Source organism: Streptomyces sp. NPDC006743, assembly GCF_040703815.1.
Taxonomy (GTDB): Bacteria; Actinomycetota; Actinomycetes; order Streptomycetales; family Streptomycetaceae; genus Streptomyces.
Genome location: NZ_JBEYJA010000018.1, coordinates 1 through 20,471 on the forward strand (window position 1 = coordinate 1; position 20,471 = coordinate 20,471).

A 20,471-nucleotide genomic window follows, 5' to 3' on the forward strand; every position below is an offset into this window, starting at 1 on the left:
ACCCCCCAGGTCATCCACTCGACAGGGGGCAACAGTCATACCGGGCCCGGAGGCCAGCGGCCCTCTTGCAGGACCGCGAAGAAGATAACGGGGGGGTACGGGCGGGGCCGGCCGGCCGCCGGGACAACGCACCGAGGGCCGGAATCCTGATCGGATTCCGGCCCTCGGCCTTCAGTAGCGGGGACAGGATTTGAACCTGCGACCTCTGGGTTATGAGCCCAGCGAGCTACCGAGCTGCTCCACCCCGCGTCGATGAATAGAACACTACGTGACCGACGGGAGAAGAAGCAAATCGCTTCTCCTGGCCCCCACCGGCAGCGGACCGCGGGGCGCCGCTCCGCGGACCGCGGGGCGTCACGCCGCGGCGGCCCGCGGACCTCACGCCGACAGTTCCTCGCGCAGCGCGTCCCGCAGCCGTGCCGCCCGCTGGGCGACCTCGCGCGGGCCCAGCGCCACGGCCCGGTCGGCCCACCGCTGCCCCTGGGCCAGCTCACCCCGCCGCGCGCAGACGAGGGCCAGCCGCAGCGCCGCCCTCCCGTGCCCGGCGTCGGCGGCCCGGGTCCACCACAGGACCGCCTCCGGCTCGCTGCCCTCCCGGGCGAGCAGCAGCCCGAGGTTGAACGCGCCGTTGCGGGAGCCGGCCTCCGCGGCCTCCCGGTACCACCGTGCCGCCTCGACCACGTCCCCGCGCGCGGCGGCCAGCATGCCCACCCGCACCTGCGCGCGACGGTGGCCCTGGGAGGCCGCCCGCTCGTACCACTCCTCGCACTCGGTCTTCTCGTGGATCACCGACTCCCCGAGTTCGTGCGCGGGCGGCGGCGGACGGCGCGCGTCGAGCAGGGACGCCAGCCGGTACGCGGCCTCCGCGCTCCCCCCGCCGGCCGCGCACCGCAGGTGCCGCTCGGCCTCCCGCTCGTCGCCGCCGCGCAGCCGGGCCATCCCCACCTGGAGGGCCGCCTCGGTGTGTCCGGCCGCCGCCGCCCGCTCGTACCAGCGCAGCGCCTCGGCCTCCAGGCCGCGCCCCGCGTAGAGGATGCCCAGGTTGAAGGCGGCGTCGACGCTGCCGGCCTCGGCCGCCTTGGAGAACCACGGCTCCGCGCCGGTCGTGTCCCCGCCCTGGAGCAGCAGGACCGCCAGCGCGTTCGCGGCCTCCCGGTGACCGGCGTAGGCCGCGTGCCGGTACCACTGCTCGGCCTGGGGGGTGCGTCCCTGCTCGGCGCAGAGCAGCGCCAGGTTGTACGCCCCGTTGACGTCACCGGCGTCCATCGCCGCGCGGTACCAGCGCTCGGCGGTCTGCGTCTCGCCGCGCTCGGCGTGCAGCGCGCCCAGCGCGTTCGCCGCGTTGCCGTCGCCGTCCTGGGCGGCGCGCAGCCACCACACGGCGGCGCTCTCGGTGTCTCCGGCGTCGCGCAGCAGGAAGCCGAGCGCGCAGGCCGCCCGCGCCTCGCCGTCCTTGGCGGACGTCAGGTACCAGCGGCCGGCCTCCTTCAGTTCGCCCCGCTTCTCCAGGATCGCGCCCAGGTGGAGCGCGGCACGCCGGTGCCCGCGGGCGGCGGCCTGCCGGTACCACTGCTCGGCCTCCGCCGGCGGGCCCGCGCCGCTGTCCGCGGTGGACTCCCCGGCCCGTCGGTCCAGTGCCCGCGCCAGGCGGTACGCGGCCTCCCGGTGCCCCCGCTCGGCGGCGACGCGCATCCACCGCTCGGCCTCCGCGTCGGCACGGTGTTCGAGCAGGTCGGCGAGTGCGTAGGCGCCCAGGACATGGCCCTGCTCGGCGGACTGGCGCAGCCAGTACTCGGCGGCGGGCTCGTCGCCGCGCTCGCGGTGGTGGCGTCCGAGCGCGTGGGCGGCCGGGGCCGAGCCCGCGACGGCGGCGATACGCCACCAGCCGGCCGCCTCGTCGGCGTAGCCGCGCTGCTGGAGGAGGACTCCCAGGTTGTTGGCCGCCGCCCGGTCACCGGCCGCGGTGGCGGCACGCAGGTGGGGTTCGGCTCCGTCGAGGTCGCCGCGGCGCAGCAGCATGGCCCCGAGCACGCTCATCGCCTCGACGTCACCGGCCTCGGCGGCGAGCCGGCGGCGCGCCAGCTCGGCGACCTCGTCGGCGACCGCGCCGGTCTCGTCGCTGCCGGTCCCGTCGGCACCGGCCCCGTCCAGGCCGAGCGGGACCGTACCGGTCCGGTCCGTGCCGGCGTGACGTGTACCGGTTGCGTACGGGTGCGCGCTTCCGGCCCCCGCGGGCTCCTCGGCCGGCCCGCGATCGGAAGTCTGCACAAATCGCCCTGACTCGAACAGAGTTACCTTGTCCCCCATAACGTCCATCGTCGCACCACCTGCAACCTGGGTACACCTGGTATACCGCAGCCATTGAGGTCACTTCAGCGTTTTGTCGACATGCCCACAGAGAGACAAGTCAAACACAGATCGCCCAACTCCCCTCGGCGGCACGGCGGTCCGGCGGGTCGGTACATGCGTTCGCACATTGCGGAGGCCCGGATCCGCATCGGGATCCGGGCCTCCGAGTCGGTCAGGAACGGTCAGGTTCCGTTCCCGCTTTTGTCATTTCCGTTCTTGGCGTCACCATTCCCGGCACCGCCGGTTTTTGCGCCACCGGTTGTGGCGTCACCGTTCCTGGCAGCGCCGTTCTTGCCGCTGCTCTGCTTCTGGGCCTCGGCCTGGGCGTCCTCGGCCCGCTTGAGCGCGTCCTGCAGTTCCTGCTGCGCCTTGCCGTACGCCTGCCAGTCGGTCGGCTTCTTGTTCAGCGCGGTCTGGCCCTCGTCGAACGCCTTCTGGGCGTCCTCCAGTGCCTGCCGGACCGTCGGACTGCTCGACGTCGGCGGGTTGCCGGTGCCGGTCCCCGTGTCCGGCGGCGGGTTCGCGGCACCGGAGGTCCCGAAGACCTTGTCGAGGGCCTGGCCGAGACTGTCCTCGAACGCGGTGGCCCCGCCGTAGGTCACCAGGACCTTGCGCATCAGCGGGTACTTGAGCTGTCCGCCGCGCACGTAGACCGGTTCGACGTAGAGGAATCCGCCGTCGAGCGGGATGGTGAGCAGGTTGCCGTACTCGATCTCCGAATCGCCGCCTCTGATGAGCTTCACGAACTCGGCGATGTTCTGCGAGGAGTTGGAGTTGAACTGGCTCTGCACCTGTTTCGGGCCGCCGACCGTCGTGCTTCTCGGCTTCAGGATCCTGATCTTGCCGTAGTCGGACGTGCCCGCCTGCGAGTCGACCGCCATGAACGCACTGAGGTTGTCCCGGCCGTTGGGCGTGAACGTCGTCGTGAGCGAGAACGCCTGGGACGCCTGGTCGGGCATCTTCATGGTCAGGTAGTACGGCGGCACCGCGTTGCCCGACTTGTTCGTCGGGTCGTCGGGCACCTGCCACACCTCGCTGCTGCTGAGGAAGGTCTGCGCGTCCTGCACGTGGTAGCGGGTGAGCAGCTCGCGCTGGACCTTGAACAGGTCCTGCGGGTAGCGCAGGTGCTCCATCAGCTGGGAGGAGATGGCCGACTTCGGCTGCACCGTGTCGGGGAAGGCCTTCATCCACGTCTTCAGGACCGGGTCCTGGGTGTCCCACTGGTACAGCTTGACCTCACCGGTGTAGGCGTCGACGGTCGCCTTCACCGAGTTGCGGATGTAGTTGACCTGGTTCTGCTGGGCCACCACCGCACGCTGGTTGTTGTTGTACGTCAGCGAGTCGGCCGTGGTGTCGCCCAGCGTCGTACGGGAGGCGTACGGATAGCCGTTGGTCGTCGTGTAGGCGTCGACGATCCACTGGATGCGGCCCTTGACCACCGCCGGGTAGGCGTCACCGTCGATGGTCAGCCAGGGCGCCACCGCCTCGACGCGCTCCTTGGGCGTGCGGTTGTACAGGATCCGCGAACCGTCCCCGATGGCCCCGGAGTACAGGATCTGCGGCTCGCCGAACGCCAGCGCGTACGCGGCCCGGTTGACCGGGCTGAACAGGCTGACGCCGCTTTCGCCCCGGTAACTGGTGGTCTTCTCACCGTCGTTGTTCGAGTAGTCGATCTCCTTCTGGGGACCGCCGACGATCGAGTAGGTGGTGGTCTTCTCGCCGTAGTAGACGCGCTGCTCGTACGAGCCGAGGTCGCCGGAGGACGGCAGGTTCTTCTCGGTGAAGACCGGCTCGCCGTTGCTGGCCTCGGTGCCCTTGGCGGCGACCACGCCGTACCCGTGGGTGTAACGGAAGTGGCTGTTGATCCAGTTCTTCTTGATGCCGTCGAAGTTCAGCTCGCGCAGGCCGACGACGGTGTCCTGGACCTTGCCGTCCTTGGTGGGGTACCGGTCCACGTCCAGGTTGTTCGGGAAGGTGTAGAACCCGCGGATCTGCTGGATCTGCTGGAAGGTGGGCGAGACGATGTTCGGATCGAGGATGCGGACGCTCGCCGTCTTGTCCACCTGGTCGCGCAGCGCCGACCTGTCCTTGGTGCTGCTCGTGCCGTCGTAGTCGGACACCTCGGTGTGGTCGATGCCGTACGCCTCACGCGTCGCCTCGATGTTCTTCGCGACGTACGGTGCTTCCTTGGCCTGCTCGTTGGGCTGCACCTGGAACTTCTGGACGATCGCCGGGTACAGACCGCCGATGAGGATCGCCGAGAGCACCATCAGACCGAAGCCGATCACCGGCAGCTGCCAGGTGCGCCGCCACAGCGTGGCGAAGAACAGCAGCGCGCAGATGACGGCGATGCAGAACAGGATCGTCTTGGCCGGCAGGTAGGCGTTGGCGTCGACGTATCGCAGGCCCGTCCAGTTGTCGGTGGCCTTGAAGTCGCTGGACTTGACCGCGAGCCCGTACCGGTCGAGCCAGTACGCGACGGCCTTCAGCGCGACGAAGACACCGAGCAGGACCGACAGGTGCCCGGTGGCCGCGGCCGTGGCCCGCGCGCCGGGGCTTGTGACCCGCAGTCCGCCGTACAGGTAGTGGGTCAGCACCGCGGCGATCAGGGACAGGATCGCGGCGGCGAAGCCGAAGCCCAGCAGGAAGCGGTACCAGGGCAGGTCGAAGGCGTAGAACGAGACGTCGAGGTGGAACTGCGGGTCGGTCTTGTGGAAGGGCACGCCGTTGACCCACAGCAGCCAGGTCCGCCACTGGCCGGCGGCGGAGGCCCCCGCGATCAGGCCCACCACCGCCGTGATCCCGCACAGCAGCCACTTCTTGTACGGCGCGATGCCCATCCGGTAGCGGTCGAGGTTCTGCTGCTCCATCGACATGGCGCTCAGCGGGGGCCGCAGCCGGTGCGCGAGCCAGACGTTGAACCCCACGGCCAGCGCCATCAGCAGGCCGAAGACGAGGAACAGCCCGATCTTGGTCCACAGTGTGGTGGTGAACACGGACGAGTAGTGCACCGACCGGTACCACAGCCAGTCCGTCCAGAAACCCGCGAACATCGTGAACGCGATGCCGAGAGCGGCAAGGGCGCCCAGTGTCATCAGCAGGGTCCGGGCTCGCCGGGACGGGCGGCCGACTCTGATCCGCGGCCCGGACGGGCCTCCGCCGCGGTCCGGCATCTGGAAAGCCAAGGTGCGCACCTCGAAGTTCGCTGGTGGTTCGCTGTCGTTGCGTCAGGCCCCCGTGTCCGCGGACCGTACGGTGCGTCCTCCGATCGGGGGCGCACACCTATGCAACTTACTCACCGTTTATTCGGTTCCCGATTCCGGCCGGGAACGAGGCAGGATTGTGACCATGTCCAACACTCCCATGGCAGCGAACCCGCTCACCCGGGCCGTACTCGAGATCGACGAGTACGCCTCCGGCCTCGGCTGGGACCAGCCCGCTCGCCTCTTCGCCCTCGTCGACACCGCACGGCTGCGGACCGAGGAACCCGCCCTCGCCGCCCAGCTCGGCCTCCAGGACGAGCCGGAGACCTCCGGTCTCACCCCGATCGAGCAGGACGAGGTCCCCGCGGACCGCCCGCTCGACGAGTTCCTCGCCACGATCGCCTGGCCCGACGCGGTCGCGGGCTGCGCGCTCACCGTGGAGCGCCTGATGCTGCCGCCGTCCGCCGAGGCCCAGGTCCCGCAGGGACTGGACGAGGCGAAGCTCACCCAGTGGGTGGCAGGCCACCCCGAGCGCCAGGAGGTCCGCATGACGGTCGCCGTGCTGCGCGACGGCTCCCGGGACTCGGCGCTGCGCCTGCGGGAGAAGGACTCCGCCACGGAGGTCCTCACCGGCTCCGGGCTGGTACCGGGCCTGGCGGAGGCTCTGGCGGCCACGTTCGAGGACTGAGGCGCGGGGGGGCTTGCGGGGGGGGGGCGCGCTCCGCGAGCGCGGGGCGCCTCGGGGCTTCCAGGGGGCGGGGGGCGCTGGGGCGCTGGGGGCGCTCTCTGAGGCGCCGGGGGCTGTACGGGCGGCCCGTGGAGGGCTGTGAGCGCGGCGGGGGCTGTGCGGGGCAGTGAGCGTGCGCGGCCGGGGCCATGGGGCTCCGGCCGCGCACGGCCGCTTCGGGACAGGTGCCGGGTCAGCCCTTGGCCGTGCAGGTCGGCAGGTCGGCCGTCCTGCCGGAGCGGATGTCCTTGAGGGCGCCGAGCGCGTCGCCGATGGTGCCGACCTTGACCAGGGTCAGTCCGGAGGGCGTGTCCTTCGCGGCGGCCGCGCAGTTGTCGGCGGGCGTCAGGAAGTACTGGGCGCCCTTGTCGCGTGCGCCGATGGTCTTCAGCTCGATGCCGCCGATCGGCCCGACCTTGCCGTCGTCGTCGATCGTCCCGGTGCCGGCCACGAACTTGCCGCCGGTCAGACTGCCCGGGGTGAGCTTGTCGTAGAGGCCCAGCGCGAACATCAGGCCGGCGCTGGGACCGCCGACGTCCGCCAGCTTGATGTCGATCGTGAACGGGAAGGTGTGGTCGGTCCCCGCGGAGATCCCGACGACGGCCCGCTGGGGACCGCCGTCGTCGGACCGCGCCGTCGTGAGGGTGACGTCCTTGGTGGCCGTCGCCGTCCTGTGCGCCTTCTCGGCGGCGGCCTGGTCCTTGGCGGGGACGATGGTGAAGACGACGTCCTGGCCCGGCTTGTGCTTGGTGACCAGCTTGGCGACGTCGGCGGGCTCCTTGACCGGGGTGCCGTCCACGGCCTTGATGACGTCACCGGCGTGCAGCCTGCCCTGCGCCGGGGTGCCCTTGACCACGGTCGAGACGATCACCCAGCTCTGCACTGGGATGCCCAGCTCCTTCAGCGCGGCGACCTTCGCGCTCTCCTGGGACTGGCTGAACTCCTCGGCGTTCTCCTGGGTGGACTGCTCCTCGGTCTTGCCGTCCGGGTAGAGCGTGTCGTGCGGGACGATCTTGTTGTCGTGGGCGAGCCAGCCGTAGACGGCCTCCACGAGGTTCATCCGGTAGTCGGGGCTGGTGACCCGGACGGTGGTCATGTTCAGATGGCCGTCCGTCGGATAGGTCTTGTGCCCGCTGACCTGCAGCACCGGCTCGCCGTCGTGCTCACTGAGGGTGTTGACCGTGGGTCCCGGGGACATCTCCGAGTACGGCACCGGGAGGAAGACTCCCGCGCACAGGAGCGCGATCAGCATCAGGGTGGAGGCGAGCATCGTCGCGGTGCGGCGTGGCATGTCTCGACAGTACGGGACGGGCCTGTCGGCGCACCGTCAGGGCGGCCGTCCGACGTCCCCGCTTCAGGTGCCGGACGTGGACCTCTCCATGGCTTCGCGGAAGCGGTTGTACCCGTCCAGTTCGGGGCCGTCGCTGCGGATCCTGCGCGTGCGGTTGGCCCAGCTCCCCCACAGACCGGCGGCTATCCCGGCCACGAGTGGAATCAGCAACCAGGCGAGCGCTGCCATGCCGACCTCCCTACCCCAATCGAGCGACCGCGAGTGACTGATCAGCAGATTAACCATCCGCACTGACAACGCTCGGGCCAGGGTGCCGGTTACGCAACCGGGGACGCGGCACGGGAGCGGCACCGCGGAGCGGCCACGTCACCCGGCGCGGCCCCACGGGCACCGCCCCGTCTCAGCAGGCCCCCACCCACTCCTGCGTGCCGTCGGAGAACTTCTGGTGCTTCCAGATCGGCACCTCGTGCTTGAGGTCGTCGATCAGCTTCCGGCAGGCCTCGAAGGCCTCGCCCCGGTGCGGGCACGACACGCCGACGACGACAGCGAGATCGCCGACCTTCAGATCCCCCACCCGGTGGACGGCGGCGAGCGCCCGCACCGGGTACTCGGCCACGACCTTCTCGGCGATCCGCCGCATCTCGGCCTCGGCGCTGGGGTGGCAGGAGTACCCCAGCTCGTCGACGTCGGCGCCCCCGTCATGGTTGCGCACGGTCCCCACGAACAGCGCCGTCCCCCCGGCCGCGTCGTCCCCGACGGCCCGGAAGACCTCGTCCAGGGACAGCGCGGTCTCGCGGATGCCGATGAGCTTGATGGGGTCGCCGGCCGCGTACTCGCCCGGGTGATCGTGGATGGGTGCCATGCCCCCATCGTGCCGCACGCGCGCGGGGACACGGAATAGCGTGATCGCCCCGCACCCGCGCGTACGGGTTTGGAGCCTCCTACGACGCCGGGCGGCCCGGCCGGACGGGAGCCCCCGGCTACGGCAGCCACGCCGGGCGGTCAGACGGGGCGGCCGGGCGGGGCGGCTGCCCGTCAGATGCGGCGTCGCGCCTTGCGGGCCCGGCGCACCACCGCGGCGGCGCCCAGCAGCGCGACCGTCGCACCCGCCGCACCCGCGGCCGTCGCGTCCTTGCGTCCGAGCCGGCGTCCGGCCACGGTGTGCCGCCCGGTGACCTCCTCCAGCAGCTCCGCGAGGACCTCCTCGTTCGTCCACTTCGGCCGCCACCCGGCGTCGTGCAGCCGGCTCCCGCTGACCACCCACGGGTACATCGTGTAGGCGAGGTCCCCGGCCGGGGACGGGGTCAGCCCGATCCGGTGGAGCCGGGCCGCCGCGCCGAGCGCGACCGCCGACGGCAGCTCCATCCGCCGGATCCCGCTCAGCTCCTCGACCTCCTCCTGCTCCAGCCAGCCGTCGCAGCCGACGGCCAGCTCCCCCTCCGCCTTCTCCAGCACGGCGTACTCCAGCGCGCTGCACAGGTCCTCGACGTGGCAGAACTGCCAGGCGGGCCGCGACCCGGCCACCACCAGCAGCCGGGGCGACTCGAAGTACCTGGTCAGCGCGGTGTCGGTGCCGCCGACCAGGACGGCGGGGCGGACGACGGTGACGTTGAGGCCGGGGTGCGCCCGCGGCGCGCGCCGCGCCAGCCGCTCGATCTCCAGCAGGTCCCCGACGCCGGTCGCCTCCGCGGTCGCCCGCAGCTCCGCGTCCTCGGACAGCGGCAGCTCGTTCTCGGGCAGCGCCCCGTAGACCATCGCCGAGGTGCACAGCACCACCCGGTGCACGCCGGCCGCGGCTGCCGCGGTCAGCACGGTCTGCGTCCCCCGGACGTTGTAGGCGCTGCGCGCGGCGGGGTCGGTCTCCAGGTCGAGGTCGAGCGCCAGGTGGACCACGACGTCGGCGCCGCGCAGCCGGTCGGCGATCGCCGGGTCCCGCACGTCGAGGACGTGCCACTGCGCCGCCGCGCACTCCCCGCGCCGCTCGTCGATCGCGATGACCTGCCTGACCTCGGCGGACGCGGCCAGCCGCTCGGTGAGCAGGGCACCGACCCCGCTCGCGGCTCCGGTGACCGCGACGACGGGCCCGCGGACGGCGGGGGTGCTTTCATGGTTTCGCGCTGCGCGAACCTGTGGATCTGGGGAACTCACCGGGCGTCTCCAGCGGTTGTCTTCCATACGGGCGCGAATGACGCGTACGTACCAGGTGGCATCCATCCTGCCGCAGGCGTCCTGTCGGCGAAGCACCGAGCCCCGAACCGCTCACGGTGTCTACGCTGGGTGGTGTTGTCGGGCAGCCGTGCCGCCGGAAAGAACCGGTGGCCTTACCAGCCGAGGAACCCCGTGAGTGACACCCCATTCGGATTCGGCCTTCCGCCGGAGGAGCCGGACGACGGCGACGAGGGCAAGAAGAAGGACCAGCAGAGCGGCGGTGGGCAGGGGCCGGCCAACCCGTTCGGTTTCGGGCTGCCCGGAGCCGGAGGCTTTGGCGGGCCCGGCGCCGACAATCCGCTCGCAGCGATGTTCGGCTCGCTGAACCCCACCGACCTGGGCGCCGCCTTCCAGCAGCTCGGCCAGATGCTCTCCTACGAGGGCGGCCCGGTGAACTGGGACATGGCCAAGCAGATCGCCCGCCAGACGGTCTCCCAGGGCACCTCCGACGGCACCAAGGACGCCAGCGTCGGCGCCGCCGAGCGCACCGCCGTCCAGGAGGCCGTCCGCCTGGCCGACCTGTGGCTGGACGACGCGACGTCCCTGCCCTCGGGCGCCACCTCGACGGTGGCGTGGTCGCGCGCGGAGTGGGTCGAGGCGACCCTTCCGGCGTGGCAGGAGCTGGTCGACCCGGTCGCCGAGCGCGTCGGCAACGCCATGGGCGACGTACTGCCCGAGGAGATGCAGGCCATGGCCGGCCCGCTCATCGGCATGATGCGCTCCATGGGCGGCGCCATGTTCGGCACGCAGATCGGGCAGGCCGTGGGCGTGCTGGCCGGCGAGGTCGTCGGCTCGACCGACATCGGCCTGCCGCTCGCCCCGGCCGGCAAGGCCGCGCTGCTCCCGGTGAACGTGGAGAAGTTCGGCAAGGACCTGGGAGTGCCCCAGGAGGAGGTGCGGCTGTACCTGGCGCTGCGCGAGGCCGCCCACCAGCGGCTGTTCGCGCACGTGCCGTGGCTGCGTTCGCACCTGTTCGGCGCGGTCGACGGGTACGCGCGCGGGATCAAGGTCGACACCGCCAAGCTGGAGGACGTGGTCGGCCAGTTCGACCCGCAGAACCCCGAGCAGCTGCAGGACGCCCTCCAGCAGGGCATGTTCCAGCCGGAGGACACCCCGGAGCAGAAGGCCGCCCTGGCGCGTCTGGAGACCGCCCTGGCGCTCGTGGAGGGCTGGGTGGACGCGGTGGTGCACGCCGCCGCGAAGCCCCGTCTGTCGTCCGCCGACGCGCTGCGGGAGACGCTGCGCCGCCGCCGGGCCTCGGGCGGCCCGGCCGAGCAGACGTTCGCCACGCTGATCGGCCTGGAGCTGCGTCCGCGCCGGCTGCGCGACGCCTCGCGCCTGTGGGCCTCGCTCACGGACGCGCGCGGGGTCGAGGGCCGGGACGCCCTGTGGGCCCACCCGGACATGCTTCCGACCGCCGCCGACCTGGACGACCCGGACGGCTTCGTGCACCGCGAGCAGCTCGACTTCTCCGAGCTGGACAAGATGCTCGGCGAGGCCGCGAGCGGCGCGTCCGGCAAGCCCGACCTGCGCAAGAAGGACACGGCCGCGCACGACGAGGGCGACGGCAAGGATGACGACGGCAGGGGCACCGACGGCCGGGGCGACGGCGCCGAGTGAGCCTCTTCGACGACACGGTCCTCGTGCTGAAGGGCTACGAGGACCAGACGGAGCTGCGCCAGGCCTACCTGGACCACCTGGCCGCACACCCGGACGGCATGTGGAAGGCCTGCCCGGACGGGCACATCACGGCGAGCGCCCTGGTGATCGACCCCGAGCGCGGCCGGGTGCTGCTGACCCTGCACAAGAAGATGCGCATGTGGCTGCAGATGGGCGGCCACTGCGAGCCGGAGGACGCCACCCTGGCGGGCGCCGCCCTGCGCGAGGCGACCGAGGAGTCGGGCATCGCGGGACTGGGCCTGCTGCCCGGCGGCCCGGTCCGTCTGGACCGCCACCTCACGCCGTGCGCCTGGCACCTGGACGTCCAGTACGCGGCGATCGCCCCGCCGGGGGCCGTGGAGGCCATCAGCGACGAGTCGCTCGACCTGCGCTGGTTCGCCTACGACGAGGTCGGCGGCGTCGCGGACGACTCGGTCGTCCGGCTGGTGCGGGCCACCCTCGCCAGGCTCTGACGAGGTGACGGTGTAAGAGCTGCGGACAAAAGGGGAACCGGGCGCCCCTTTTGTTCGCAGCTGTAAGGGGCGCCCGCCTGGGCGGTCGCCCCTTACACCGGCTCGGGCCCCGGCCTTCCGCTCGGTCCAGGGCCTGCGCTCAGCTCCAGGCGTTGCCCTGGTTCTGCCCCCGGGCCCCCTGCTGGCCCATGCCGAACTGCGCGGCGAGGCCCTGCCCGATCACCGCGTTCTGCGGCGGCAGCAGCTCACTGGGCTGGACGAGCGCGTAGCCGCTGCCCATGAAGCTCAGCTCCCAGCCCTCCCCCGTGCTGCCGCGGCGCCGCCACACCCCCGAGGAGTGGGTCTGGGCCTGCATCTGCACTCGCAGCCCCGTGGACCAGGCGACGATGGCGTCCGCGTCGCAGTTGACGTACTTGTCGGGCGTCACCTGCATCATCAGCGGCGCCCCGGAGGTCATCAGGGCCACCTTGCCGCGCCCGGTGATGTTCAGCTGGTACTTCCCCGAGCCGGAGATGCCGTACATGCTGTCGACGGCGATGACCTCGTGGTGCAGCGAGGAGTCCATCGCCAGGACGTAGCTGCCGTCGACCGTGAGGCCGTCCTGCTCGACGTCCATGACGTGCACGTACTGGGCGAGGTTGGCGAGGAAGACGGTGCCCTGCCCGTGGCAGCGCATCAGGTCCAGGCCCTCACCCGTGTAGGCACGCGCGCGCCCCTGGCTGTTGTTCTGGTACTCGGCGTCGAACTCGACCATGCCCTGGTAGGCGACCATCGTCCCCTTGCGGGCGAGGATGTCGTCGTGGCCCTCCAGGACGACGCGCAGCAGCTGCTTGTTCTGCAGGCTCCAGCGCTCCTGGCTCTGGACGTCGTTGAAGGCGAAAAGCGGGCTCTGCATGTGTCTGTCCTTCTCCCCCTCAGCCCCGGATCCGGAGGCGGTCGGTGCTGTCCTCGCTGGGCTGGACGACGACGATGCCCTGTCCGGAGAACGCCATCTGGTAGGCCTCGCCGCTGCCCCGCCCGATCAGGGACTGCGCCTTGAAGCTGCGCTTGCCCTTCACCTTCAGGTTCGGTGACCAGGCGACGAGCGCGTCCGGGTCGACGTAGGTCTCGTCCTCCCCGCCGCCGCAGTCGACGACGATCGGCTTGCCGCGGGAGGTCAGCGCGACCCACCCCTGGCCGGAGATCTTGGTGTTCCACAGCCCCTGCCCGGCGAACTTCGCCAGTCCCTTGACCCGCTCCACACCCCACTGGAGGTGCGCGTCGAAGGCCAGCAGGTTGGTGGCGTTGACCGAGATGGCGTCCCCGGCCAGGTTGATGACGACGACGTCGGCACCGTAGTCGGCGAGGTAGAGCAGGCCGTCGCCGGTGCACTTCATCAGCGGCGCGCCCTCCCCGGTGATCCAGTCCCGGGCGATCTGGCGCACGGCCGGCGGGTTGGGCTCGTACTGGACGAAGCCCTCATAGGCGACCATCGACCCCACGCGCGCGAAGAGGTCGTTCCCGGTCTGCATGGCGACCTTCAGCATGTGGCTGCCGTGGTTCTCCATACGGGCGGTGACGGGTGCGGGGGCGTAGCCCGCGAGCGGCTGGTTCATGACGGGCTCCCTCAGACCTCGTAGGGCTGGACGACGACGAAGTTGCCGGGCGCGGCCCGGAACTGCAGGTTGACGCCCTCCCCGGTGTGTCCCGGATAGGCGTTGCGGCGCATGCGCACCTGGCTGGAGACGATCACCTGAGCGGCGGCGGACCAGGCGACGACGGCGTTGGAGTCGACGAACGTCGTCGGGGTCACCGGCAGGACGACGGGCGTGCCGTGCGTCTTGACGACGACGGTGCCGGTGCCCTGGAACTGCATCGTGAACAGCGCGCCGCCGGGGATGCCGTGCCCCTCGATGCGACGGACCTCGTACTGCAGGCTCTCGTCGAAGGCGAGGACGTTCTCCGCCGAGACGCAGATCGCGTCGCCCTGCAGTTCGACCGGGTGCAGGTGGGCGGAGTTCTCGGCGAAGAACACCTGGCCCTGGCCCGTGCAGCGCATGAGCTGCATCTCCTGGCCGGTGGCGTTGCCGACGACGCGCCCCGCGAAGCCGGCGCCCTTGTAGCTGAAGTCGACCTTGCCCTGGTAGAGCACCATGCTGCCCTGCCGGGCGAGGACCGGCTGCCCGCCCGTGCCGAGGTCGGCGCGGATCAGCTTGCCGTTCTGCAGCGTCCAGCGCTGACCGGTGGGCGTCTCCTTGAACTGCTGGAACGCGGCGGCCACACCGGCGCCCTGGGGTGCGTGACCGCCGCCCTGGGGAGCCCCGTAGGGGGCGGGCTGCCCGGGGACCTGCCCGAACTGCGGCTGCCGGCCGTAACCGGGCGGTGCGGTCGGGGCGTGGGGGGCCGGGGGCTGGCCGTAGCCCGGGGGCGGAGGTGCCGCCGGTCCGGGGGCCGGCCGGCCGTACGGCGGCTGATGACCCGGCCGGCCGTAGGGCGCCGGGGCCGGGGCCGGCGGCGGGACGGTGCCTCCGGGCGGGTTCACGGGCGCGATGAGGGTCGGCGCGGCGTGCACGGAGGGGGCGGGCGCCGGGGCCGGCGGGCCGGGCTGCGGAGTGGATCCGGGGGGCGGCGCGTAGCCCTGGGCGGCGGGCTGCGGCGGGGCCGGAGCGGGTGCCGGCGGGGGCGGGGAGGCGGGCGCCGGCGGGCCGGCGGGGGCGCCGAAGGCGGGGGGAGCGGCCGCCTGGGCGGGCGGGGCGAAGCCAGGTGCCCCGCCCGACTGCGCCTGCTGCGGTGCTGCCGGGGCGGGTGCCTCTTCTTCCAGCACCTCGCCGCCGAAGTTCTTCAGGAGGGCCTCGAGGCCGCCGTCGAACCCCTGTCCGACCGCAGCGAACCGCCAGACGTCCTTGAGGTAGATGTCCCCCAGCATCACGGCGCGCTCGGTGGAGAACTCCGCACCGGTGAAGGCGTACCGGGCCACCTCCTCGCCGCCCGCGACGATGCGCAGGTAGCCGGAGGCGATCTGCGACATCTGCCCCGCGCCGTCGATGGTCGCCGTGAACGACAGTTTCTGGATCTGCGGCGGGATCCGGTCGAGCGTGACCCTGAAGGACTCCGTGTCGCCGGCCTGCGCGCCCAGCAGCTGGATGGCCTCCTCCGGGGACTTCGGCTGGTTGAAGAAGACGAAGTACCGGTCGTCGGAGAGCCGTTCCCCGGCGTCGAGTCCGAAGCAGCTGATGTCGAAGGTCAGTCCGGGGCCGGAGATCTGTACTCCCACGTACAGATCCGTGCCCGCGGTCAGGTAACTGATCCTGGCCTTGTGGCCGCGTTGGAATTCCCTGGGCATGCGTAACGACCGTCCCCCATCCCGAGTGCGAGTGCGTCGCGTCAGGCTAACGGCAAAGTCCGACACCGGACCGAGCCGGTACAGACCCGGTACACAATCCCCGCGCGGCCGTGGCGTACGCCCCTCGGGGCGCCCGCGCGCCGCGGGAGGGAGGAGCCGCTCACTCGCCCGGTTCTGCGGGCGGATGCGGCAGCCGCGCCGCCGCGGCCACCCCCTCCAGGTAGCCGCGGGCCCGCTCGGTGCGGGGGTAGGCCTCCAGGAGCCGCCAGAAGCCGGGGCCGTGACCCGGCACCAGCAGGTGGGCCAGTTCGTGCAGGAGTACGTAGTCGACGACGTACTCGGGCATGCCCTGGAGACGGTGGGAGAGCCGGATGCTGCCCTCGGCCGGGGTGCACGAGCCCCAGCGGGTGTTCTGGTTGGTGACCCAGCGGACCGAGGCGGGCCGCGCCCTGCCGTCGTAGTACTGCGCCGAGAGCCGGGCGGCGCGTGCGGCCAGTTCCGTGTCACCGGGCGACCGGCGGCTCTCCTGGGCGGCCAGCTTGCCGAGCATGACGTTCACCCAGCGCCGCTCCTCCGCCTCGGACATCCGGGCGGGGATGAGCACGACGGTGCGGTCGCCGTCGCGGTAGGCGGAGACCGTCCTGCGGCGGCGGGTACTCCTGCGGACCTCGATGGGACTCGCCGCCGAGCCGCTCGGCGGCGGGCTCGTCTTGCCGCGTTGCGGCGTTCCGGCGCGGTGCAGTGGGTCGGCGGACACGCCCCGACGTTACCGGGTGTACGTGGTGGAAGTCCCGGCTGCCGGACGGTTCCCCGCCGATCCCCCACCGACGGTCCGATTCGTACGACGAATCCCGCCGCCTGTGGACAACTTTCGGCACCGTCCGGCGGCAGCGGGCATGCTGGCACTCGTCGGCGGAGCGATGACCGGCTCCCCCGGCAGGCCGTGCCTCTCTTCCAGCTCTCTCCTTCCCGTCCGCCCTCTCTTTCCCCTCCTCTTCCTTCTGTCGCATCCGTTTCTCTTCCTGCTGTCTCATCCATCCGGCTACGGGGGCCGCTCATGCATCCGATGGTGAAACCCGCGCTGCGGCGCGGCTGGCGCGATCTCAACACCGTGCAGTTCGGGATGACACCCGCGCACGCTCTGACCCTGGGGCCCGTCGACACCGCGACGGGAAGCTTCCTCGACCTGCTCAACGGCACACGCGGTCTGCCCCTGCTGCGGGAACAGGGCCACCGCATGGACCTGCCCGAGGGGCACGTCGACCTGCTCGTGGAGCGACTGGCCCGCGCCGGTCTTCTGGACGACGCGCACGGGGGCGGCGCGGAGGCCGGTGAGCTGCGGGCGAGGAAGGAGGTCATGGACCGGCTGGGGCCCGACCTCGCCGCCCTGTCCGTCCTGTCCCGTGAACCGGGTGAGGCGATCGACCGGCTGGCCGCCCGGCGCGGTATGCGGGTGCAGGTGCGCGGCGCGGGCCGGGTGGGGGCGGTGCTGGCCGCCCTGCTGTCCGGCGCGGGTGTCGGCGAGGTCGAGGTGATGGACGGCGGCTGCGTGGAACCGTGGGACGTCGCCCCCGGAGGGCTGCCCGCCGACGCCGTGGGTGAGCGCAGGGACGCCGCGGCGCGCCGGGCCGTGCGCCGGGCCGCCCCGGACCGTCCGGTGCGCCACGGCCGGGGGGCGCCGTCCGGGGCGGAGGAGACCGGTCATTCACTGGTCGTCCTCGCCCCGCGCGACGACGTCTCGGTGTACGCGCCCGATCCGGCCGCGGCGGCTCCGCTGATCGCGTCGGGCACCCCTCATCTGTACGCCGGGGTGGTGGAGGCCACGGGTGTCGTGGGGCCCCTGGTGCTGCCCGGGCTGACGAGCTGCGCGGAGTGTCTGCACCGGGGGCGCGCGGACCGGGACGAGACGTGGCCGCGGCTGGTGGCCCAGTGGCGGTCCGGCAGGCAGCCCCGCGTACGTCCCTGCGACCTGGCCCTCGCCACGACCGTCGCGGGACTGGCGGCGGCCCACGCGCTGGCCTTCCTGGACGGGGACTCGCCCTCCAGCGCCGGCGCCCGGTGGGAGGTCTCGGCGCCCGCGCTGAACTGGCACGGGCGCCCGGTGTGGCCGCATCCGGACTGCGCCTGCGGGGCGGTGCGCGATTCCGTGGCGGAAGACACCCCAAAGGAGGCCGGTCCACGCGCGACAATGGCTGGGCAACGGCCGTCGTCCACGCCCCGCCCGCAGGCGGACGCGACACGGCTTGCTGGGACTTGGAGGGCGCATGTCTGATCTTCCCCGGAAGGCGGTCACCCGGACCGCCAAGCTCGCCGCGCTCCCGCTCGGCTTCGCCGGGAGAGCGACCTGGGGCCTCGGCAAACGGATCGTCGGCGAGTCAGCGGAGATCGTCGGCCGGGAGCTGCAGCAGCGCACGGCCGATCAGCTCTTCAAGGTGCTCGGCGAGCTGAAGGGCGGCGCGATGAAGTTCGGGCAGGCCCTGTCCGTCTTCGAGTCGGCGCTGCCCGAGGAGGTCGCCGGCCCCTACCGGGCGGCCCTGACCAAGCTCCAGGAAGCCGCACCGCCCATGCCGACGCGCACCGTGCACGCCGTGCTGGAGGAGCGGCTCGGGACGGACTGGCGTGCGCTGTTCGAGGAGTTCGAGGACAAACCGGCCGCGGCGGCCTCCATCGGCCAGGTGCACCGGGCGGTGTGGCACGACGGCCGTGAGGTGGCGGTCAAGGTCCAGTACCCCGGTGCCGGTGAGGCCCTGCTGTCCGACCTGGTGCAGTTGAGCAGGTTCGCCCGCCTGCTGGGGCCGCTGATCCCCGGCATGGACATCAAGCCCCTCATCGCGGAGCTGAAGGACCGGGTCTCCGAGGAACTGGACTACGGCCTGGAGGCGGAGGCGCAGCAGGCGCACGCGGAGGAGTTCGCGGACGACCCGGACGTCCTGGTCCCGGCGGTGGTCCACCAGTGCGAGCAGGTCCTGGTCACCGAGTGGATCGACGGTGTCCCGCTGGCGGAGGTGATCGCGGACGGTACCCAGGAGCAGCGCGACCGCGCCGGCCAGCTCCTCGCCCGGTTCCTGTTCTCGGGCCCCGCCCGCACCGGCCTGCTCCACGCCGACCCGCACCCGGGCAACTTCCGCCTGCTCCCCGGCGGCCCCGGGGGTGAGGACGACTGGCGTCTGGGTGTGCTGGACTTCGGCACCGTCGACCGGCTGCCCGGCGGCCTGCCGGAGCCGATCGGCGCGTCCCTGCGGATGACGCTGGACGGCGAGGCCGACGCGGTCTACGACATGCTGTGCGCGGAGGGCTTCGTCAAGGAGTCGATCGAGCTGGACCCGGACGCCGTGCTCGACTACCTGCTGCCGATCATCGAACCGGCCCAGGTGGAGGAGTTCACGTTCACGCGGGGCTGGATGCGCAGCCAGGCGGCCCGCATCGCCGATCCCCGCTCCCCCGCCTACCAGCTGGGCAAGCGGCTCAATCTGCCCCCGTCGTACCTGCTGATCCATCGTGTGACGCTCAGCACGATCGGTGTCCTGTGCCAGCTGGGCGCCACGGTGCGGCTGAGGGATGAGCTGGAGGAGTGGCTGCCGGGCTTCGTCACCGGGGCTGAGGAGGAGGAAGAGGCCGTCGTCGAGGCGTGAGCCGCACGGGGGATCACCACCAGGCGGAGTCGAGCCGCCCCTCGATCGACCGCAGGTGTTCACGGGAGCAGGCATCGCAGAAGTAGCGGTGGACTCCGTGCTCGACGGAACAGGTCCAGGTGGGGGGCGGTTCCGGCGCCGTGGTGCCGCAGCGGGCGCAGCTCACGGGCGGGCGCCGCGCCTCGCCGCCGGCGCCGTGGGTGCCGGGCTCTCCGTCGGGGTCTGCGCAGGGACGCGTCACGGGGTGACGATACCTCCGCGCCGGGGACGGCGGGCGTGACGCACCGCGGGGCCGGTCCGTGTGAACGGACCGGCCCCGCGGACGCAGAGGCGCCTTCCCGGCCGGGAGGCCACCGCTGAGCGGTGTGGCGGTTACTGCATGACCGCCATGGCGAGCGCGCGGCGGGCGCGCCGCGAGGCGCGCTCGGCGCGGCGCTGCATGCGGCGGGCGGTCACCAGGCGCACGGCCAGGCGTTCGCGCTCCACCTCGTGCAGCCGCTCCTGCATATGCGCACGAGCCATGGCTTCTGGGATGAGTTGCATCTCTCGGGTCCTGTTCTGTCGCGAGTCGTTCGCGCCGGTGGTGGTGACGTCTTCGGTGGCGGAGCCTGCGGGCTCGCTGGGGGCGGACGGCTTCATCGGGGCCTGCTTCTGGGGGTCGTGCGTGAGGGGACGATCGATGGTTCCTGCGATGTTCATGCCGCAACCGGGTTCTTGCGCGGGCGGCCACGCGGCCGCTTCCGGGCGACGACAACGCCCTGGACGAACAGTTCGCCGCCCCAGACGCCCCAGGGCTCGCGCCGCTCCTTGGCACCGGCGAGGCAGGCCTCGATCAGCGGGCAGGTGCGGCACAGGGACTTGGCGTACTCCACGTCCGCCGGCGACTCGGCGAAGAAGACCTCCGGGTCGTAGGAACGGCAGGGGACGGGCACGCCGAGGTTCTCGATGGCGTCGTCGAGCGCGGTGAGCGCGGTGAGCGGGATCAAGGCGGGGTCCTCCGTGAGACCGGGCTTGGGGATCGTGTCGGAAGGCGGTACGGACGGGGCGTGCGCTTCGAGTTGCACGGGTGGTCTTCCTCGTCTGGTCGGTCCGGCCGGGTCGGCCGGGTGTCGGCTGGGTACCGGGTTCTTTTCTTGTCCCGAGGCCCCTTCGGTCCGTCGTCCCCGTTCGGGGAAAACAGAAGGGCCGCGGATCCCGGATGGGGTTCCGCGGCCCTGAAGGCGCCGGCCTGATCGACGATCAGGCTGGATCACTCCAGGGTTCTGGCCCACGGAAGGCCCACATCAGGTGGTGCTGCGTCGTCTGCTTCCGGATACCGGCACCGGCCGCCGCAAAGGCATAGGCATGCGCCTGTGCCGCTACTGCTTCCAGTGCCTCGGTCGGTCGCTCATTGCGCTCGCGGACAGGAAGACCCGCGATGGACAGGGAGGACTCGGAGCGCACGGCGCGAACGCCGGACACACCGGTGCCCTGGTCCGAGACGCCGAGCATGCACAGGGAAGCGACCGAGCGATCGGTCATTTTGGCGGTGCTGAAGAAGCTGCTCTTGATGCTGATCACTGGACTCGCCTCCTCTCGGCGTCTGGGGGACTGGGGTGAACCAGTCC

The 20,471-nt window shown here is 72.0% G+C and carries 19 protein-coding genes and 1 tRNA gene; 5 read left to right on the plus strand and 15 right to left on the minus strand.

All coding sequences use genetic code 11. The features are described from left to right. Nucleotides 1-175: 175 nt before the first annotated feature. From ABZ719_RS17065 to ABZ719_RS17075, 3 genes are all read right to left on the minus strand, one after another. Nucleotides 176-249: transfer RNA gene (locus tag ABZ719_RS17065), tRNA-Met, on the minus strand. Nucleotides 250-378: 129 nt separating this feature from the next. Beyond that, complete coding sequence (locus ABZ719_RS17070; protein WP_366726077.1) at nucleotides 379-2,151, minus strand: tetratricopeptide repeat protein; 1,773 nt, start codon at nucleotides 2,149-2,151, stop codon at nucleotides 379-381. Between the two features lie 380 nt (nucleotides 2,152-2,531). After that, nucleotides 2,532-5,522: a UPF0182 family protein gene (locus tag ABZ719_RS17075; RefSeq protein ID WP_366726078.1), complete on the minus strand. Its 2,991-nt coding sequence runs from the start codon at nucleotides 5,520-5,522 to the stop codon at nucleotides 2,532-2,534. 175 nt (nucleotides 5,523-5,697) lie between these two features. Here ABZ719_RS17075 and ABZ719_RS17080 point away from each other — a divergent pair, with 175 nt between their 5' ends. Beyond that, on the plus strand, nucleotides 5,698-6,240 hold the full coding sequence (locus ABZ719_RS17080; protein ID WP_366725983.1) for a PPA1309 family protein: 543 nt from the start codon (nucleotides 5,698-5,700) through the stop codon (nucleotides 6,238-6,240). A 232-nt stretch (nucleotides 6,241-6,472) separates the two neighbouring features. Here the strand turns inward: ABZ719_RS17080 and ABZ719_RS17085 are convergent, their stop codons facing one another. The 4 genes from ABZ719_RS17085 to ABZ719_RS17100 form a co-directional block, all read right to left on the minus strand. Further along, nucleotides 6,473-7,570, minus strand: a complete 1,098-nt coding sequence (locus ABZ719_RS17085; RefSeq protein WP_366725984.1) for a PDZ domain-containing protein — start codon at nucleotides 7,568-7,570, stop codon at nucleotides 6,473-6,475. A gap of 63 nt (nucleotides 7,571-7,633) precedes the next feature. Continuing rightward, the gene (locus ABZ719_RS17090) at nucleotides 7,634-7,798 is read right to left on the minus strand and encodes a hypothetical protein (RefSeq protein WP_199811499.1); all 165 of its coding nucleotides are present in this window, start codon (nucleotides 7,796-7,798) and stop codon (nucleotides 7,634-7,636) included. Between the two features lie 172 nt (nucleotides 7,799-7,970). Further along, a complete protein-coding gene (locus ABZ719_RS17095; RefSeq protein WP_366725985.1) occupies nucleotides 7,971-8,432 on the minus strand; it encodes a molybdenum cofactor biosynthesis protein MoaE in 462 nt (153 codons plus the stop codon). 173 nt (nucleotides 8,433-8,605) lie between these two features. After that, on the minus strand, nucleotides 8,606-9,718 hold the full coding sequence (locus tag ABZ719_RS17100) for an SDR family oxidoreductase (protein WP_366725986.1): 1,113 nt from the start codon (nucleotides 9,716-9,718) through the stop codon (nucleotides 8,606-8,608). Between the two features lie 192 nt (nucleotides 9,719-9,910). On the opposite strand from ABZ719_RS17100, the gene ABZ719_RS17105 reads away from it, so the two are divergent. Together ABZ719_RS17105 and ABZ719_RS17110 are read left to right on the plus strand one after the other, a co-directional pair. Continuing rightward, nucleotides 9,911-11,398: a zinc-dependent metalloprotease gene (locus ABZ719_RS17105; RefSeq protein ID WP_366725987.1), complete on the plus strand. Its 1,488-nt coding sequence runs from the start codon at nucleotides 9,911-9,913 to the stop codon at nucleotides 11,396-11,398. Further along, entirely contained in the window at nucleotides 11,395-11,910 is a 516-nt protein-coding gene (locus ABZ719_RS17110; RefSeq protein WP_366725988.1) for an NUDIX hydrolase, read from the plus strand. The genes ABZ719_RS17105 and ABZ719_RS17110 overlap by 4 nt, the downstream gene beginning before the upstream one ends. Before the next feature lie 139 nt (nucleotides 11,911-12,049). On the opposite strand, the gene ABZ719_RS17115 is transcribed toward ABZ719_RS17110, so the two are convergent. The 4 genes from ABZ719_RS17115 to ABZ719_RS17130 all read right to left on the minus strand — a co-directional run bounded on the left by ABZ719_RS17115 (nucleotide 12,050) and on the right by ABZ719_RS17130 (nucleotide 15,989). Further along, nucleotides 12,050-12,805, minus strand: coding sequence for an AIM24 family protein (locus ABZ719_RS17115; RefSeq protein ID WP_366725989.1), 756 nt, complete (start codon nucleotides 12,803-12,805; stop codon nucleotides 12,050-12,052). 19 nt (nucleotides 12,806-12,824) lie between these two features. Then, nucleotides 12,825-13,505 carry an AIM24 family protein gene (locus ABZ719_RS17120; protein ID WP_366725990.1) on the minus strand — a complete coding sequence of 227 codons (681 nt, stop codon included), beginning with the start codon at nucleotides 13,503-13,505 and terminating at the stop codon, nucleotides 12,825-12,827. Between the two features lie 11 nt (nucleotides 13,506-13,516). Then, complete coding sequence (locus ABZ719_RS17125; RefSeq protein WP_366725991.1) at nucleotides 13,517-15,232, minus strand: TerD family protein; 1,716 nt, start codon at nucleotides 15,230-15,232, stop codon at nucleotides 13,517-13,519. A gap of 160 nt (nucleotides 15,233-15,392) precedes the next feature. Further along, nucleotides 15,393-15,989: a M48 family metallopeptidase gene (locus ABZ719_RS17130; protein WP_366725992.1), complete on the minus strand. Its 597-nt coding sequence runs from the start codon at nucleotides 15,987-15,989 to the stop codon at nucleotides 15,393-15,395. Between the two features lie 300 nt (nucleotides 15,990-16,289). Between ABZ719_RS17130 and ABZ719_RS17135 the strand changes: the two genes are divergently transcribed. Together ABZ719_RS17135 and ABZ719_RS17140 are read left to right on the plus strand one after the other, a co-directional pair. Continuing rightward, a complete protein-coding gene (locus ABZ719_RS17135) occupies nucleotides 16,290-17,504 on the plus strand; it encodes a TOMM precursor leader peptide-binding protein (protein ID WP_366725993.1) in 1,215 nt (404 codons plus the stop codon). After that, nucleotides 17,497-18,864 (plus strand): AarF/ABC1/UbiB kinase family protein, encoded by a 1,368-nt coding sequence (locus tag ABZ719_RS17140; RefSeq protein ID WP_366725994.1) that lies wholly within the window; start codon nucleotides 17,497-17,499, stop codon nucleotides 18,862-18,864. The genes ABZ719_RS17135 and ABZ719_RS17140 overlap by 8 nt, the downstream gene beginning before the upstream one ends. A 13-nt stretch (nucleotides 18,865-18,877) precedes the next feature. Here ABZ719_RS17140 and ABZ719_RS17145 read toward each other — a convergent pair whose 3' ends face one another. From ABZ719_RS17145 to ABZ719_RS17160, 4 genes are all read right to left on the minus strand, one after another. After that, nucleotides 18,878-19,105, minus strand: coding sequence for a hypothetical protein (locus ABZ719_RS17145; RefSeq protein ID WP_366726084.1), 228 nt, complete (start codon nucleotides 19,103-19,105; stop codon nucleotides 18,878-18,880). A 131-nt stretch (nucleotides 19,106-19,236) separates the two neighbouring features. Further along, nucleotides 19,237-19,563: a hypothetical protein gene (locus ABZ719_RS17150; protein ID WP_366725995.1), complete on the minus strand. Its 327-nt coding sequence runs from the start codon at nucleotides 19,561-19,563 to the stop codon at nucleotides 19,237-19,239. Continuing rightward, nucleotides 19,560-19,928: a WhiB family transcriptional regulator gene (locus ABZ719_RS17155; RefSeq protein WP_037852019.1), complete on the minus strand. Its 369-nt coding sequence runs from the start codon at nucleotides 19,926-19,928 to the stop codon at nucleotides 19,560-19,562. Before ABZ719_RS17155 ends, ABZ719_RS17150 begins: the two co-directional genes overlap by 4 nt. Before the next feature lie 175 nt (nucleotides 19,929-20,103). Further along, complete coding sequence (locus ABZ719_RS17160) at nucleotides 20,104-20,424, minus strand: hypothetical protein (RefSeq protein WP_366725996.1); 321 nt, start codon at nucleotides 20,422-20,424, stop codon at nucleotides 20,104-20,106. Nucleotides 20,425-20,471 lie beyond the last annotated feature (47 nt).